The organism is Planctopirus hydrillae (assembly GCF_001707835.1).
Lineage (GTDB): Bacteria > Planctomycetota > Planctomycetia > Planctomycetales > Planctomycetaceae > Planctopirus > Planctopirus hydrillae.
On record NZ_LYDR01000128.1, the window covers coordinates 38,203 to 55,391 of the forward strand.

At 52.5% G+C, this 17,189-nt stretch carries 9 protein-coding genes; 3 read left to right on the forward strand and 6 right to left on the reverse strand.

The features are described from left to right. Nucleotides 1-136 precede the first annotated feature (136 nt). From A6X21_RS16060 to A6X21_RS16070, 3 genes are all read right to left on the reverse strand, one after another. Nucleotides 137-781: a hypothetical protein gene (locus A6X21_RS16060; protein WP_068849663.1), complete on the reverse strand. Its 645-nt coding sequence runs from the start codon at nucleotides 779-781 to the stop codon at nucleotides 137-139. A gap of 337 nt (nucleotides 782-1,118) precedes the next feature. Next, nucleotides 1,119-3,179 (reverse strand): RHS repeat domain-containing protein, encoded by a 2,061-nt coding sequence (locus A6X21_RS16065; RefSeq protein ID WP_165603825.1) that lies wholly within the window; start codon nucleotides 3,177-3,179, stop codon nucleotides 1,119-1,121. A gap of 336 nt (nucleotides 3,180-3,515) precedes the next feature. Beyond that, a complete protein-coding gene (locus A6X21_RS16070; protein WP_068849666.1) occupies nucleotides 3,516-4,532 on the reverse strand; it encodes a polysaccharide deacetylase family protein in 1,017 nt (338 codons plus the stop codon). Nucleotides 4,533-5,286: 754 nt separating this feature from the next. Here A6X21_RS16070 and amt point away from each other — a divergent pair. Together amt and A6X21_RS16080 are read left to right on the forward strand one after the other, a co-directional pair. After that, the gene (gene amt / locus A6X21_RS16075; RefSeq protein ID WP_068849668.1) at nucleotides 5,287-9,255 is read left to right on the forward strand and encodes an ammonium transporter; all 3,969 of its coding nucleotides are present in this window, start codon (nucleotides 5,287-5,289) and stop codon (nucleotides 9,253-9,255) included. A 50-nt stretch (nucleotides 9,256-9,305) separates the two neighbouring features. Next, nucleotides 9,306-10,319 carry an HD domain-containing phosphohydrolase gene (locus A6X21_RS16080; RefSeq protein ID WP_068849670.1) on the forward strand — a complete coding sequence of 338 codons (1,014 nt, stop codon included), beginning with the start codon at nucleotides 9,306-9,308 and terminating at the stop codon, nucleotides 10,317-10,319. Here the strand turns inward: A6X21_RS16080 and A6X21_RS24395 are convergent. The 3 genes from A6X21_RS24395 to A6X21_RS16095 form a co-directional block, all read right to left on the reverse strand. Beyond that, a complete protein-coding gene (locus A6X21_RS24395) occupies nucleotides 10,305-10,529 on the reverse strand; it encodes a hypothetical protein (protein ID WP_131818380.1) in 225 nt (74 codons plus the stop codon). The genes A6X21_RS16080 and A6X21_RS24395 overlap by 15 nt on opposite strands. 454 nt (nucleotides 10,530-10,983) lie before the next feature. Further along, on the reverse strand, nucleotides 10,984-12,426 hold the full coding sequence (locus tag A6X21_RS16090; RefSeq protein WP_068849674.1) for a UDP-N-acetylmuramoyl-tripeptide--D-alanyl-D-alanine ligase: 1,443 nt from the start codon (nucleotides 12,424-12,426) through the stop codon (nucleotides 10,984-10,986). Nucleotides 12,427-12,580: 154 nt separating this feature from the next. Next, nucleotides 12,581-14,236, reverse strand: a complete 1,656-nt coding sequence (locus A6X21_RS16095) for a UDP-N-acetylmuramoyl-L-alanyl-D-glutamate--2,6-diaminopimelate ligase (RefSeq protein WP_068849676.1) — start codon at nucleotides 14,234-14,236, stop codon at nucleotides 12,581-12,583. A 400-nt stretch (nucleotides 14,237-14,636) separates the two neighbouring features. Here A6X21_RS16095 and A6X21_RS16100 point away from each other — a divergent pair, with 400 nt between their 5' ends. Next, entirely contained in the window at nucleotides 14,637-17,156 is a 2,520-nt protein-coding gene (locus A6X21_RS16100) for an ATP-binding cassette domain-containing protein (protein ID WP_068849678.1), read from the forward strand. The last annotated feature ends 33 nt before the right edge of the window (nucleotides 17,157-17,189 follow it).

Below are 17,189 nucleotides of genomic sequence, written 5' to 3' on the forward strand. Positions count from 1 at the left end.
ACTGGGTTCAGGTGGAGTCAATGGGTTTCAGCAGCGGATGAGAGAGGTACTTTCGATCAAGCGGAAAACTCTCGTGCCGCTGGCACACAGGTCGCTCGAAGACGAGCAACCTGTGCCACCCTGGATTATATGACAATTAATTCTTATTTGGCGCCTGCAAAACCGATTGTGGATGGTCGAGGACAATCGGCACAACGATCAGTGCAGGTATTTTACCAGGAGCCATTTCTAGAAATACTTGGACATTTTTGTCATTCGAAATATCAATATCCGTTCGACGACCGCCTGAGAATGCTGAAACCGATATACCATCCGTCTTAATTTTTACACGGTCGCCGATGACTCTGTATTGCCGCACATACGGGACATCAATGACAACAGCCCATGCTCCATGAGGGTCTGTCAAGCCTTCGATCGGTGTGTGGCTATCAGTGGCTATGGTGATGCTGACTCCTTCGGCTGGCCGGTGTGCACCCCCCTTCTTGGCCATGACATCGCAATAGATGATCGCGGGGCACGTGCCGAGGGCTTGCCAATCTGATGAAAACAGAAATATTGCTCCGCCAGCCAGTGTAATGCATGCCTCAGCTACAAATAGCGGGCGCCAATCGATTGGCATATGCCGCTTCCATGTCATAAGCGCAGCAATTGCCCCCCAGATCACGAGGAGTGCCCCAGTAGCACCTCTTGGTAACATCAGGAATATGCCAGTCGCAATCACTAAAATACTTAGCGCAATGCCGGCCAACAATATTGTTGGCCGGGAATACTCCATTTTCATGATGAATTTTACCTAGTGGGAACTGCAGGGTTAGAGTAATCGGGATCAGGCGCGCTGTGTGGAGGACAGTTCGGTACAAAATTACTTGGAAAAATTGGTTTCTTTACGGGGCGGCATTTATGAAATTCTGTAAGTCCCCTTACAGGCAGTGACGAAATGAGTCCTATTCCTGGCCCCACTCCAGACTTACGCGGATCATAGCCGTAGACTTGTTGCCAATTACTTCTATTCACTCTTGCGAACACTTCATATGACGGGAATAGATTGTGAGTTCCCATTACATTGATGTTCCATTGGTTACGTTCGGCATTTAGCGGGGTAAAGTATTACGTACATGTCATAGGTTGATTTGAGGTCCGGCCTTTATCTTGGTTCCTGGGATAAAACTTACCGGGTTTAAACCTCTTCCTATGACATGGCATCGGTATTGCCCGAGCCCGTCGATGGTTGGCCTTCCTTCGTAAACCGCCTGATGCTCCATACCCTCCCCCTCCTTTGCTTCATCAATCACATCCGGCACAAATGTGCCGTCGGGATTAATCTTATAGAGAATTGACGTACCTGCATCAGAACGGTAGGAAAACCTACCAGTGCCAGTGTCGAAAATGCCACGAATTCTGATTCGATAATCATTATCCTCAATTCCAGGGGTAAGATCCCAGTTGGGGTCCTTGTCACCTCGTTCTTGACCATCGCCAGCGAACGTGCCATGCGGGGCAGAAACAAGCTTGTCTGGTATGTAGGCTTGAATCACAACTTCGAGGGTTTCCCCTTGAGATGACTGCTGACACTGAAGCCCATATGGATCAGTAAGTATTGTTGGACGCGATCTTACATACTCGGATAGACTTGATCCGTCTGCGTAGCCTGGTGGGTCACGAGTAGCCCAGCGGCCAATCATAGTGTGGTAGTAACGATTTCGCACTATACAGAGACCAGAGATACGATCTCTTTGGTAGCCACTATGAAATGTCCGCCAACCCAAATTACTTTCTGGGCGTAATGAGTAATTCGGAGTCAGTGTGTAATACTCTGCGTAGGCGTTATACTCAATTTGTTCTTGTACATCACCAGTTTGATCCACAATTGTAGTGACATTCCAGTTGGCGTCCTGGAGGGCGTAGAGGCGTTCATCGAGAGTTGAGTCGGTGGTACGGTCTCTTAAGAGGCAGTCGTCGATGTACCGTAGGCCCCAGATGTGGTGTTGGCTGGGGGTGTAGTTGGAATCTGTGCGTTCTTCGATGTTCTGCCAACCGTCCGTGAAGTAGGCGTGGATCGTTTCATCGAGGGCGCCGGAGAGGTAGTTTTTCACCACGATGCGGAAATTTCTTGCGTCGTATTGGTATTCGGCGACGGTTTCTAAGGTGCTGGAGACTTCTTCCTCGAGTTTGACCAACCGGTTCCAGGCGTCGTAGGTGGCCGTGTAGGCTTCGTCCATCTGCTTGGGTTTGGGGATGGTGGTCATGTTGCCGACGGCGTTGTAGGCCGGGTCTGCCCAGGGATTGCCCACCGTGTTGGTGATGTCGGTGATTTCATTCACCGGGTTAGCAGTTCGTTCCTGTTCGATACTCCAGGTGGAACCGTTGTCGCTTTGCTTGAACCCTTCCCAGTTGCCAGTGGGGTCGAGGTTCCAATCCTGCTTGTACGCTGTGGATGTGAGAGCGGTTTGGGTGCCGTTCAAGGTGCCACGGTGGGCGGTCTTGAGGCGTTGGAGGCCGTCGTAGGTGTAGAGCCAGTCGTATTGGGCACTGTGGGCGGTGGCGATAGGGTTCTTCCGCCAGATGCGGTTTGAGGCGCGGTCGTAGCCGTACTGGATGCGGGAAAGGTCGTTGTTGGTGGAGGTGTTGTACCAGCGGGAGTCCTTCACGCGGCCAAAGCGATCCAGGCCGGTGTAGATGTCGCCGGTGTCGGGGTCGTTGGAAACGCCTGCCAGGGTGTAGCGTAGATTGGGTTGGGGGCTGGTCTGCTGGATGACGCCTGCCAGGCCGAGGAATTCGTAATCGACCAGGTGGGTGGTGTCATCATCCACAATCGAGCCAATGCGGCTGAGGGCATCGTTGATTTCGTGGGTGGTGCCGTAGTCGTAGGTGAGTTCCCGGCCGTTGGGGTAGGTGAGGATCAGTGGGCGCACTGTGTTGGTGCTGCCGTTGGCATAACCTCGCTGCACGCTGGGTGAAGTGCCGGTATTCACTGTTCCATCATCCAAGAGGCCGCCATGCGCCTGGTATGTTTGGATCGACCGCCCAAAATCATTGTACGTGAACTGCACCCGATTGACAGGATTTCCCGAGGTGGCCGCATCGAAAGCCCCTACCGGACAGTGATCCCCGGCAGGGGTATGGAAGAAACGCTTTGCAGGGTGGTTAATTGGCAGAGAAGTCATGGTCGAGGGAGGCAAATATGTCTTGTGCCACTGGCACACAGGTCGCTCTAAGACGAGCAATCTGTGCCACCTCGCCAGAAGTGCAGCTAGGGGGATACAGAAGTTGTCACATTTTGCACAAAGTTTTCTTGTGACTGTCGTCACCCAGGCGTGCAAAACTACGTCTGGGCCACCCTTGGAAATGGCCACTATTTCTGTAAGGCCAGTTGATCGACAAATCGGTTGATTCTGTCGTGATGCCGGGGGGCATTCCAGGGATTTACGACGAGTAATCATTCGTGCCATGCCTGCGGCGGGTCTGGGCAGGCGTGAATCACTCAGTCAATGCGCAAGGGAATCTCGCGAGCTTGACTACTTGCGGTGAAAGCATTGAGGCAGCGTCAGGATAGCGTCGAACAGGTCGCGTGTTACGTTGGTTTCAACAGCCATGCGCGGCACAGCTAAAGAATCGACCCGAGTGGCTGTGCCGTAACCTCCAAAGTAGGTAAATGACCAGTCGAAGCCGTGATAGGCTAACAGCTCGCGGGTATCATTGTTAAAACTCCCTCGACCGCCCACTGGGAAGCTGAACCATCGGCACGCTTTACCGAGTTCTTCGGTCAATCGCTGTTGGCAGTTGCCGATCTCGAAATTCTGTTCATCGCGAGATAGGTTTGCGAGGATCGGGTGTGTGGTGGTATGTCCGCCAAAAGACATCCCGCCACGTTGCATTTCTCGAATCTGGTCCCAGTTCATCCACAACTTTTCACCGATCAGGGCAGGAGCCCGGCCTGTGCCTAAAGCTTCACCCAAGTAATTCATGAAGAGCTTTGTGCGGCCCCCATTGAGCGTTTTGTAACGCTTCAGCAGGGTTTTCACAGCTTTCTGGCGATCCGGCTCATCAAAAGTGATGGTTTCCATAGACCATTCGCTGGCCGGTAAATGACTACGCGGTGATGTTCGAACCATCCAGGCAATCTCATCCCACCAGGGGACGAGATGGTGATCAATAAAGCCGGTTGTCACAAAAAATACGCACGGCGTGTTGTAGGCTTTCAGAATCGGATAGGCAAATTCGTAGTTATCAATGTACCCATCATCGAATGTCAACATGACATGCCGACCTCGACGACGGCTGAAGGCCTCTGTCAGTTCTTCGGGACGAATCACATCAAAGTCGAGACTCACTCTCCTCACCTGATATTCGAAATCTTCAATCGAAGCACTCCACAGCTCTCGATCCAGCAAAGAATTCGAACCGTCTCCGACCCGATGGTAATTCAGAATCAAGACACCATTCCACAGGGGACAATGGCGCAGAATCGGCCCGCACCCTGAATGACTCAGAGCTTTCGCGAACAGTTCTTGCTTGGATAATCCCCAGGGCATGCCTATGAATTCCTTCAATTCATCAGTCGAGGTAAATCACTTTTTTACCAGATGACATTTCAGCAGGGATCAAGAACCGGCTGAAATGTTGATCGGAGATCTATCCCAGATATCAAAAGTTCGTCGCGAGTCGATGAGGCATGCTTGCTCAGGGCCGCAAGCATGGCACACGCTGGTATCAGGAACCGGCTGAGAGTTTGACCTGAGACTCCGACCGTACGATTCCAATCTGGCATTCTCGTAAGCTTCCGTTGTTTTCTTTTGTCTCTTGATGCAAATGTACTGCATTCAGTCTAGTGCGATTTTCTCGACGAGAGCCTTAAGGAGTGCTCAAGTTTTCAATGATCTCAGGTGTTTTATCTACTTAGAATCGTTGATACTGACAGGCGAGGATTAATCGTTACAAATGGCCGATTTCGAACCCATTGATGATTAGCTCTTGAGCGTCACAAATCCGGGTTCCCTGGGACTACATGGCTTACAATCGATCTTGTGTCGGAATGAACTCACCCAAAGCGAGGGAAAACCCTTATTCTTTGCCGTCAAAGATGGAAGAATCGATACTCTCGTCGATTCGACTTCGTTCAAATTTCTTGAAGGTGGCATTCGTCATCGGGATGTTTCCAAAACGCAACCTAGGTTCACAATTGTCCCGATCGATCATCCGAAGTGAGCCCCGGGACGTGTGATCACTGTCGCACTCCAGCGGTCAACACCACCAATTCTTCGGACTGGCACCGTGCAGGTAAGTGTCATGCTCGATGCGTTTCAATCGGTTTCGCTGTTGTGGGTGATGTGCGCCGCCATTCTTGTGTTCATGATGCAGGGTGGTTTCTGCCTGCTGGAAGCGGGTGTGACCCGTACTAAGAACAGCATTAACGTCGCGCTGAAAAACCTCACTGACTTCTGCATTTCCGCGATGATTTTCTGGCTGTTTGGCTACGGCCTCATGTTCGGCCAATCGGCTTACGGGTGGATTGGCACTTCTCACTTCATGCCCGATGAACAATTTTTCTCCGTTGGTAGCACCTCCGCAGCGGCCTCAGCCATCGCGCTCGGGTTTTTCCTCTTCCAGATGATGTTTTGCGGAACCTCAACCACGATTGTTTCGGGCGCTGTCGCAGAGCGTATTCGCTTCGCCGGTTATCTTGTCCTCTCCGTCGTACTTTCCGGTTTGATCTATCCATTGTTTGGTCACTGGGCGTGGGGTGGGGCGGAAACAGGATCACCCACCGGCTGGCTGGCAAAACTGGGTTTCGTCGACTTCGCAGGCTCGACTGTCGTCCACGCCATCGGCGGCTGGTTTTCTTTAGCAGCTGTCATGATCATTGGACCCAGACTGGGACGCTTTGACACCAAAGCTCCTCGCATTCGTGGGCACAACCTCGTTCTGGCAACTTGCGGCGTCATGCTCCTGTGGGTCGGCTGGTTTGGCTTTAATGGCGGAAGTACGTTAGCGCTCAACTCGCAGGTTCCTCGAATACTGGTTGCTACTAATCTGGCTGCAATTGCGAGTTGTTTAACAGCTCTCTTTATGGCCTGGTGGATCGAGAAACGTGCCGTTGTCGAAATGACGCTCAATGGGGCACTGGGTGGGCTCGTGGCCGTGACGGCGTCATGCCATATTATCCCCTTCTGGGGTGCAGTCCTGCTGGGTATTGGTGCCGGTGTCATCTCTGTCGCAGTCACTTATTTACTCGATGATTTCAAGATTGACGACGTTGTCTCCGCAGTACCTGTCCATGCCGCTTGTGGACTCTTTGGAACCGTCTTCTGGCCACTCTTTACGCCCGAGCAGAATTTCCAGCATGGCATGAGCTGCCTGCAGCAGTTTGGTGTGCAGTTGCTGGGCTCTGGGGTCGCGTTTGTCTGGGCATTTGGTGTTGGTGGATTCTGTATCTATCTGATTAATAAAGTCATGCCTCTGCGAGTCAGAGCCCGCGACGAAATTGTGGGTTTAAACTTTGTCGAACATGGGGCTTCCAACGACCTGGCAGAACTGATGAGTACAATGAACGATCATCGCACCCGCGGTGATTTCAGCCAGCATGTGTTTGTTGAGCCCCATAGTGAAGTCGGTCAGATCGCTGCAGAATACAATCGCGTTCTCGATCGCGTGACGGATGAGATTCGTGCCCGCGAGGAAACCACCCACGCCTTGAAATCGGCCGAAGAAAAATATCGCAGTATTTTTGAAAACGCCGTCGAAGGGATCTTTCAAACCTCGCCGAGTGGGATCTACATGAATGTCAATCCGGCTCTGGCGAAGATCTATGGCTACGATTCCCCCAACGATCTGATTGGCTCCATTGGCGATATCTCGAAAGATCTCTATGTCGATCCCCAGAGACGGGCCGAGTTCTGCCGTCTGATTGAAACCGAAGGGGCTGTCAAAGGCTTTGTCTCGGAAGTTTACAGGCGTGATGGCAGTACCATCTGGATCTCCGAAAACGCTCATCCGGTGAAGAATGCCGCTGGGCGCATTTTATACTATGAAGGCTCAGTCGAGGACGTCACCGAGGTTCGCCGAGCTGAACAATGGCGAGCTGAAAAGGCCGAAGCTGAAGCCGCTAACGAAGCCAAAAGCCAGTTTCTTGCCAAGATGAGTCACGAGATCCGGACGCCGCTCAACGGTGTCATTGGTATGCTCGACTTGCTCAAAGCCACCTCGCTCGATGATCGCCAGAAACGGTACGTGACCATCTGTCGCTCATCCGCCGATACGTTGCTGGGTTTAATTAACGATATTCTCGATCTCTCCAAGATCGAGGCCGGCCGTATGGAACTGGCTCTTGTTGATTTTGATCTGCACCAACTGGTCGAAGATATCTCCGAGATGTTTGTCCATCGTGCGGAAGGTAAAGGAGTCGAGCTGGCCTGCCATATTGCTCCCGATGTCCCTCAACGAATTGAAGGGGATCCAGAACGGTTGCGGCAGATCCTCGTCAATCTTGTCGGTAACGCCCTCAAGTTTACTTCTGTCGGTTATGTCCTGATCAAGGTTTCGATGGCTCAATCCCCGACTGGCGAGCATCGCTTGCAGATCCATGTCAAAGATACAGGGATTGGAATTTCGCCAGCTCAGCAACAGAAGCTTTTCCAGCCCTTTACCCAGGCAGATGTTACTACGTCTCGTCGATTTGGCGGTACCGGGTTGGGACTTTCGATCTGTCGTCAGTTGGCCGACTTGATGCAGGGATCCATACAGATCGAGAGTGCCGTCGGTGTCGGTACGACATTTACTGTCGACCTGCCGTTAATCTCTGCTGAGGTTTCAACAGATGCTCCAGAGCATGAACCATTAGCCGGACTGCGTGTTCTGCTGGTGGATGACAACGAAATCAATCTGGAGATTCTCAGCGAACATCTGGTCGCCTGGGGTTGCCGGGTCAGTAAATGCCTCTCGGCAGAGACCGCGTTATCACTATTAAGTAAACCAGCCACCACAGGTCCAGCTTTCTCGATCGCAATTATCGACAAGCAAATGCCAGGCTTTGATGGTGAAATGCTCGCTGGTAGCATTCGCAAGCACCCGCACCTGGATTCCCTGCGCATTCTCATGCTGACCAGTGTCGACTTCAGCGATGCTGCGGTGGATGGCGTTCCCCCGTGGGATGCGTGGATCAATAAACCCGTCCGGGCTGGACGCCTGCTCGAGATGTTGCAGAAACTGCGCGACTATGTCCCATTAGAAATTGTTCGCGAATCGTCGGTACAACAACCAATTTCTGAAGCCAAAACACCTTCTGCGAGAATTCTGATTGCTGACGATAATGAGGTTAACCTCATCGTCACGACCGAACTGGTCAGGTCGTTAGGTTTCGATACAGAAACAGCCGCTGATGGGTCAATTGTCCTGGAGAAACTTAAATCTCAAACTTATGACCTGATACTTATGGATTGCCAGATGCCGACACTCGACGGCTTTGAAACGACACGGAAGATTCGAGAGATCGAAAAACAAGCTCAAAAAGGTGAGCATATTCCAATTGTCGCTTTAACGGCGAATGCCATTCAGGGAGATAACGATCGCTGCCGACAGGCGGGCATGGATGGCTATCTCACGAAACCGATTGACCATGCTCAATTGAGCAACACGTTGTTGCAAATACTGACAACTCAACAACCAGTTCCAGAGCAAGAGCACAAAGTTGATATTGAGTTATCCAGCAAAAGTAATCGACTCACTCTTTCTTCCCCGATTTCCGTAGAAAAGATTCCGCAAGTCGTGACGGCTATCGAAACTGTTCCTGCTGCGAAAGTCATTTCCAAGTCGATTCTTTCTTCAGTCTCCAGTGATTCCATTGCGATACCAGAAGCCATCATCGATGCCCATCATGAGACAATTGAAGCGGTTCAGTTTCAGGAGTTGGTCAATCGCTGCCGGAGAGATCACGAGTTCGCTCTGAGAGTTCTTCAAAAATTCGCTACGAGGGTAATTGCCGATAAGGCACAATTCGCACTCGCTCTAGCTGCCGAAGATTTGAAAACGCTCAAATCGTTATCGCATTCTTTGAAAGGTGCAGCAGCTAACGTTGGTGCGACTCGATTGGCCCAATTGGCCGGAAATCTGGAACAGCAGATCAGCGACGATTCTTTAACGGTTCATGAACAGAATTTGCATGATTTATTCAATGAAATTGATACAGTCAGAGAATGGATCGATCGAAAACTTCTGGCCGAGAATGCTCCAGCCAGTGCTGCTGGATTGGTAAATCCTTAGTGTCTTCTATTGGTGATCGTGTAGTTTTTTGATCATAAGGAGCGTGAGAGATGAAAATCCTGATCGTCGATGATGACGACATGATCCTCGAAATGCTCGAACATACGTTAGTACCTGCAGGGTACGAGGTCCTTCGTGCCCATAATGGAACGACGGCTCTGGAAATTCTTTCGCAAGAACCCTGTCGACTCGTGATTTCTGACTGGGATATGCCCGGCATGAGTGGCATCGATCTCTGCAGAGCTGTCCGCTCTCAGGATTTCGTCAGCTATGTCTATGTCCTGCTGCTCACCAGCCATAATAGCCGGGAGTCGCTGGTGGAAGGGATGATTGCCGGCGCCGATGATTTCGTGAATAAACCCTTCGATCCCGAAGAACTCCTGGTGAGATTAAGGGCTGGAGTCAGAGTTCTTTCGCTGGAAACTCGTGAAGTTCTCATTCACTCGCTGGCCAAGCTGACTGAATCCAGAGACCCGGATACGGGTCACCACCTCGAACGTGTCCAGCACTACTCGCGCGTTCTGGCCGATGAATTGAGCCGCTCAGAGCGCTATCGCGACATGATCGATGCCGAGTTCATCCGTCTGGTTTTCCTCACCAGCCCGCTGCACGATATTGGCAAAGTCGGTGTACCCGATAGCGTGCTTCTTAAACCCGGGAAGCTGACGAGTGAAGAGTTTGAAGTCATGAAAAGACACACGACCTTAGGCTCGGAAACGCTGTCCTCTGCACTTGAACGCATGCCTGAAGCCAGATTTCTCCAGGTCGCTCGAGATATTGCTGCCAGCCATCATGAAAAATTCGATGGCTCGGGCTATCCCGCTGGTCTTAAAGGTACCGAAATCCCATTGGCTGCCCGGATCGTGGCTCTGGCCGATGTTTACGATGCGCTAACCACCAAACGTGTTTACAAGGAAGCCTGTTCGCCCGAAGTCACTCGTGAGATTATCGTCAATTCTTCCGGGACTCATTTCGACCCCGATGTTGTGGACGCTTTTATCTCCTGCGAGCACATGTTCGAAGTGATTCGCGAACAATTTATGGATATCTCAAAACTCTCCTGAGAGAAAAGCCTCTCGCTGCCAGCGGTATTCTATACCCCATGAGCGGCTGTTACTGTTTCCAGGATCGAGGAAGGCTTCGCACCCCATACGTGCCGCTTCGATCTGCTTCTTAGGTACAACCTTGCGTGCGGATTGAGGTGGAGTGTGGCCCGAGGCAAAAAGACTGGAAGTGTGGCTTGGGTCAAACGTCTTCGTTTGCCCCGAGGTCATTTGACTCTCTTCGAGGGTTCCAGAGGAGCATGCGGGCGAGGGTTTGAGCAGGGCATGTTATTGGTTCACCACGAAGGGCACGAAGAACACGAAGGTTCGAGGAGCGTCAGGAAGGCCGGCGGAAGTCTGCCCTTGCTCTGGAAGAAGTGCATGATGCTGATCTTCTTGGAGAACTTCGCGACTTCGCGTGAGGATGATTTGAATTCAGAGGTTTCTCGCGAAGGTAGCGAAGGGAATTCAACACTGTCGCTCTTCCAGAAAGACGCGCGGGCGAGGGTTCAAGAGGGGCGAGCGCATGGCGCGGCTTCTTGTCGTCGTACAAAGTACTACGACCCGGCCACGAGTTGGCCGGGCCACCCGTCGTCACTTTTTTTTGGGGCGTTATGTGACTGACTCTTGACTTGCCATGGATTTCCAGGATGCGGAACAGCCAACCGTTTCGAATCGAATGGGCTCATGCCGAAAGCCTGTGGAATCGGTCTCGGACTGCGGGTTGAAATGATCGCAGGTTTTCGACAATTCGTTCCAGCCCCATCGAACGTGACCCTTTCACAAGAATCACATCGCCCTCTTCGATCCAGCATTCCAGCAGCATCCACGCCATTTCAACATCTCGAGCGACAGCCAACCGATGTGATGAAAGATTCGTCGCCTTGGCCGCTTTAGCAATCAGGTCTGCATGCTGGCCCACCGCAAGGATAAAATCGATCGAAAGCCCGCCGGCGAGTTGTCCCACACGACGGTGTTCCCGCTCGCTGATTTCACCTAACTCGGCCATATCGCCCAGCACGGCAATGGTACGGGTTTCTTCTCGCTCTCCCAGTTCTTCTAATGTGCGCAGGGCCGCTGCCATGGCCGAAGGGCTCGCATTATAGCAATCATCCAGAATCGTCAGGGATGAATGGGGAATCAGCGAACAGCGGCCACTCACTGGCTGCCACTTGGCCAATTGATCGGCGATCTCGGCATTCGAGATTCCCACTTCCCGCCCTACGGCAATCGCCAGGCCTGCATTCTGAACAAAATGGCGGGCGACCGTACGAATGAAGTAGTCCTGGCCATCCATCACAAATCGATAGCCATCCCTGACAGCGCGAACCTGCTGAATCGTCCAGTCGTTAACGGCATCTTCACCGACAGTCACTGTGCGGCAATGGGCCTTATCTTTCAGAACCAGAGCAAATGGATCATGCCCCGGAAAGAATGCCACTCCATTTTCTGGCAATGATTCAAACAATTCTGCTTTTGATTCGGCCACACTGAGTGGTGTCCCGAACGTTGCCAGGTGAGCCAGACCAATTGACGTAATGACACCCATTTCGGGTTGGGCAATTTCACACAGTCGTGCGATATCCCCTCGCTGGCCGGCACCCATTTCGAGAACTGCAAACTCATCCTGAGTACATTCGAGTTCAAGAATTGATAACGGTAACCCCAGTGTATTATTAAAATTGGCAGGGCTTTGCCGACCAGAGTATCTGGCCTGCAACACTTCGTAGAGCATCGAACGTGTACTCGTTTTTCCCACGCTTCCGGTAATGCCCACGACCAGGCCATCAAACTGATCGCGATGACTCGCAGCAAGAAGCTGCAAAGCCAGAACCGAATCTGCCACCACGACAGCAGGTATTGGGAGTTTGAGCGAGACGAACTCCGCCTCGAAATGACGTTCAATAATGGCAAAAGCGGCACCAGCTTTAGCGGCATCACTCAGGAATAAATGCCCATCCCGCTGACCTGTCGACAGAGCGAGAAACAGATCTCCTGCGGCGAGTTTTCTCGAATCAATCGATACCCGGCCCGAGAATTTTTTTTCAGCGGCAGCGACAGTTCGCTGATCACCCAGAATTGTCCCGCAAAGCATCGTTGCCAGAACTTCAAGCGGATGTCGTTTCATCGCGCCTCCACGATGAATACAACACCATTCAAACCAGGTATTGAGCAGCAGATCATGAGAACGTCAGGCTTTCGATGAAGATGCGGGTAACGACACAGCAATTCGCCATCCTGATCCCGCTTCGATCCAGAAAAGTCGTTGGGTATCGTCGGCATCAGGCACTCACACGCTGCAAGGAATCTGTTTCGACAACGGCAAGATCGGGCAGAATGGCATCTGTCTGTAAAGCCATTCCCAAGGGCGAGGTGGCGGGATTTGCGTCGCTATAACCAGATGCTGTGTAAGAGTTTGCACTGAAAGTCTCTGCAGGCGAAAGTCGATTCAACACATCTTTGGCTCGACTTTCCAGCAGCTCGCGCACCACTCGTCGATCATCGAAAGGGAGATGACTGGCTCCGATAATCTGCTCGTTCTCATGTCCCTTCCCGGCAATCAGGATCATGTCACCGGGCAACGCCTGCTCAATAGCGTATTGAATTGCCAGCTTTCGGTCGACTTCAATCACGACTTCGACCTGTTGAGCAGGCACCCCATCGCAAATCTGTTGAATGATCTTGTCGGGGTCTTCTGACCGCGGATTATCACTGGTCACAATGGCGACATCGGCCTGACTGGCAGCACGACCGAGCAGTGGTCGTTTGGTGGCATCGCGATCTCCCCCAGCCCCAAAGACACAGATCAACCGGCCTCTTGTCAGCCCGCGTAGCGAACATAACGCTCTGCTCAATGCATCAGGGGTGTGAGCGTAATCCACAAAAATATCAAACGGTTCACCCCATGTGCAGCGTTCCATTCTTCCAGGCACTGGGCGAAACTCTTCCAAGGCTTCTGCCATCGATAAAAAGGGAACTTTCCAGGCCAGCCCTGCCGCTAAAGCTGCCAGTGCGTTCTCGATATTATGCCGCCCGAGAATGCGGAGCTTCATCTGCATCACCTGGCCCTGGTACTGCACTCGGAATGTTGTCCCGCTCAAAGATTCACTCAGAATCTGAGCCGAAAGCTCGGCGTCGACATTCACTCCATAGCGAATCAGACGGCATTCTGCAGGGACCAGACTCACCAGCGAGGCGGCTCCCGGGTCGTTGATATGCAGCGCAATGGTTCCGCCGGGCTTGACGAGATCCAGAATCCGGGCTTTGGCTTCACGGTAACGGGCAAAATCACCATGATAATCGAGATGATCGTGTGTGATATTTGTGACAATTGCACAGTCCAGTGGTAACGCTGCGGCTCGCGATTGATCCAGAGCGTGACTCGAAAGTTCCATGGCCAGGTGAGTTGTCCCCCGGCTGACCATGCGATGCTGCCAGAAAGCCATCAATTTCGCATCAGGAGTCGTCAGGACCGAAGGCTCAGCACGATAACCATCAAAGTACTCTACGGTCCCCAATAAGCCCGTCCGATGCCCGGACTTGGCCATCAGCGCTCTCGTCATCCAACTGACTGTCGTTTTTCCATTGGTCCCGGTGACTCCCATCATTCTGAGGCGGCTGGCGGGATGACCGTACAGCGATTGCGAGAGATAAGCATAAGCGGCCCGAGGATTCGCCACGAGACATTGGGGAAGCGGGCAATTCGGTAAGATTTGAGAAGTCACCACTCCCACGGCACCGCGGGAAATGGCTTCTCCGAGAAACTGGCTGCCATGACCATGTCGACCCGGTGCTGCCACAAACAATGTCTTTGGGCGACACTCACGACTGTCGAGCGTGACATCGTTGAAGTAGATGTCACCAGCCCCCATTAACTCTGCGGTCGGTAGATGATCTTTCAGACTCAGTGATGCGGGGAGAGCATGCTGTGGTGGCATAATTCGGCGCCTCCTTGCGCTGCCGCTACCAGCTTCCTGCCAGTCTGCGGTTCATCTCAACTCGTTGTTCAGCCATCGTTGAATATCGCATTGCGGAGTGCTGACCAGCACTTCAAGATCACTCGATGCCACCTCTTAATAGTTTACCCGTTTCGTCAATCGGTGTGCCTGACTCTGTTGAATTGAAGCCGAGTGGTTCCAATCGCACTCGACACCATTCCATCGGCCAGTGTTGATCTGTTCTTCCGATACAGTCTCATCGTGACGGGTTGGACCCGATCAATCATCGAATTCTGGCGATTTGACAGTTTCGGTCAAGATGAAGCGGCAATTCCTGCCGCACTCGGACACGACTGGATAAAGTTGCCAGAAACCGACTCCTGCGACGAGAATGACAGGCATGAATCCCGCACCTATCCTGATCCGCAATCTTTACGTGCACAATCTGCAGGGAGTCGATCTCGAGATTCCCCTGCAGCAGCTCGTCGTTGTCAGCGGGGTCAGTGGTTCAGGGAAGTCGAGTCTGGCCTTCGATACACTTTTTGCAGAAGGCCAGCGGAGTTACATCGAGACTTTTTCACTGGCAACCAGGCAGTTTCTCGAAAAGTTCGAGCGCCCTGCCGTTGATCGACTGGAAAACATCCCGCCGACAATCGCCCTGCGACAACTCGCGCAGACAGGTGACAAATCTCGACGCCAGTATGCCGATGCTCAATACTTCGGTTCTGCAACCAGCCTTGCCGACCATTTGAAGCTGCTGTTTCTGCGCTGCGGCCGCCTGATCTGCCCCACCTGCCAGCGCAAAATCACCTCATCCTCTCCTGCAGAGGTGGTCCAGCAGCTTGCAAAACTCCCACAGGGAACACGAATTCTGGTGACCATGCAAGTACCGGAAAAACCTGCTCTTCAATCATCTCTGGGTTCACAGACTGCAGGTTCCAGCCGGAATTCTACGAAGCGTACTGCGCCAGCTCGCTTACCAACAAAAAAAGCTCATCAGGCTCTCATCGACGAACTCCGTCAGCAAGGTTTTCGCCGAGGTCTCTTTCGAACAGAAGCTCTCTCTGAAAACTGTGTGACTCACGAATTTTCTCAAGATCTACCGTCGCATTTCGAGCTTGTCGCTGTCATTGTTGATCGTTTAATCGCTGGTACACAAACGATCGAACGCATGCTCGAAAGCTGCGAAACAGCGATGCGTTATGGGGCCGGCACGATCGGTCTCTGGACGCAAGTTCCTTTACCGGAAAGCCCAGATCTTGCCTGCATGATGGATGGGCAGGCCTGGTACCGGCACGAGTTCAACACACGCTACCGATGCGAACCTTGCCAGCGAGATTTCCCGAAACCACAACTGACACTTCTCGATGATGAGTTGCCCCCACAAACTACAGAAAACACCGTTTCAGCCTCGATGATCCTCCAGCAATCGTTGAGCCTGGGAAATGTCAGTTGGCAAAGTGCAGGCGAACAATCGCTGGATCAACTCGAACACTTGCTTCAGCACGCCCGGAAAGAATACTTCGCTTCTGGGAGATTCGAAGAGACATCGAACCTGCGAGATCAATCCTTGTGGGAGCATGTTCTCCAGAGAATCGAATGGTGCCGCAGGCTGGGGTTGGATCACCTGCCGCTTTCCAGAAGCGTGAGTGATCTTTCGGGAACTGAATATCGCCGGGCCAGGCTCATCCCGCTCCTCTCAGCGGGTCTGGTCAACACGCTTTATATTCTGGATGAGCCACTTGCGGGGCTGGATGACAAGTCGGCGTGCGTTGTACTCGACGCCATTCAGAGCCTCTTAAAGAGTGGCAACAGCCTGCTCATGGTCGAGCACCATCCCCTTGCCAAAAAACGAGCCAACTTTGTGATTGAAATGGGCCCGGGAGCCGGCAGTGAAGGAGGCCGTATCATCTACGCTGGCCCTTCTCCTGCACCAACTCAGTCATTGCCGGAACATGATCAGGCCAAATTTTTTGCCCTACCCAGGAGTTTGCGGGAACCCACTGGCTGGATCGATCCCGGCCCGGTCAACCTCAAAAATCTCCGGCAATTTCAGTGGAAATTGCCACTGGGTCTCATGTGTGTCGTGACGGGGCCGCATGGATCCGGGAAATCAACGGCACTCATCGATGCTCTCCAGCCGACTTCCCAAGGAGACACACCTCCTGCACTGGCTGGCCATCCCCTCTGGGTGGTCGATTCGTCACCATTGAAAGGACAGCCCAGCCAGATGCTGATCAGCTTGCTCGATCTTTTCGGGGAAGTTCGAGCCCTCTTTGGCCAGACACCCGAAGCCAGAAACCGGCAATTGACAGCCAGGTTCTTCAGCCTGCATGTTGCCCAGAGTGGACGCTGCTCTCAATGCAAAGGGACTGGTCAGATCTCTGCCGATCTCACCTTTTTCAATGAAGCCTCGATGACTTGCCCGAACTGTCACGGGAAGCGTTACCGCCGCGATGCGCTGGAAATTCGCTACCGGGGGTTGAACATTGCCGAAGCTCTCGATCTGACGGTCGCGGAAGCCCTCGCGTATTTCAAAGGGCACCACAAACTTCAGAGTCTGCTCACGACGCTCTCTCGCACAGGGTTGAGATACCTGCGCCTGGGGCAAACTTTAAAGTCACTCTCTGGCGGAGAGCGACAACGCATCAAACTGGCTCTGGCACTTGGTCAGCCCGTCGAAAACGGCATTTTTATCTGCGATGAGCCCACCATGGGTCTGCACGATCAGGATACTCACCAGTTAATGCATGCCTTTCAGGAACTGGTCAGCATTGGCCACACTGTCTGGCTGGCCGACATCCATCCAGTGGCATTCTCCTGGGCAGACTGGGTGATTCAGCTCGGCTCGCAAACTCCGCTGAAGTCGCCAGAAGTCCTGTTTTCGGGCCCTGCCTCCACTTTCCGTCAGAACAAATAGTGCAATTTCATCCTCAGGATCTGCCAGAAAACC

Excerpts from the sequence above, each read along its gene's own strand:
- A6X21_RS16060 (WP_068849663.1), bottom strand. The coding sequence starts at position 781 with ATGAAAATGGAGTATTCCCGGCCAACAATATTGTTGGCCGGCATTGCG.
- A6X21_RS16070 (WP_068849666.1), bottom strand. The coding sequence starts at position 4,532 with ATGCCCTGGGGATTATCCAAGCAAGAACTGTTCGCGAAAGCTCTGAGT.
- amt (WP_068849668.1), top strand. The coding sequence starts at position 5,287 with ATGCTCGATGCGTTTCAATCGGTTTCGCTGTTGTGGGTGATGTGCGCC.
- A6X21_RS16080 (WP_068849670.1), top strand. The coding sequence starts at position 9,306 with ATGAAAATCCTGATCGTCGATGATGACGACATGATCCTCGAAATGCTC.
- A6X21_RS24395 (WP_131818380.1), bottom strand. The coding sequence starts at position 10,529 with ATGACCTCGGGGCAAACGAAGACGTTTGACCCAAGCCACACTTCCAGT.
- A6X21_RS16090 (WP_068849674.1), bottom strand. The coding sequence starts at position 12,426 with ATGAAACGACATCCGCTTGAAGTTCTGGCAACGATGCTTTGCGGGACA.
- A6X21_RS16095 (WP_068849676.1), bottom strand. The coding sequence starts at position 14,236 with ATGCCACCACAGCATGCTCTCCCCGCATCACTGAGTCTGAAAGATCAT.
- A6X21_RS16100 (WP_068849678.1), top strand. The coding sequence starts at position 14,637 with ATGAATCCCGCACCTATCCTGATCCGCAATCTTTACGTGCACAATCTG.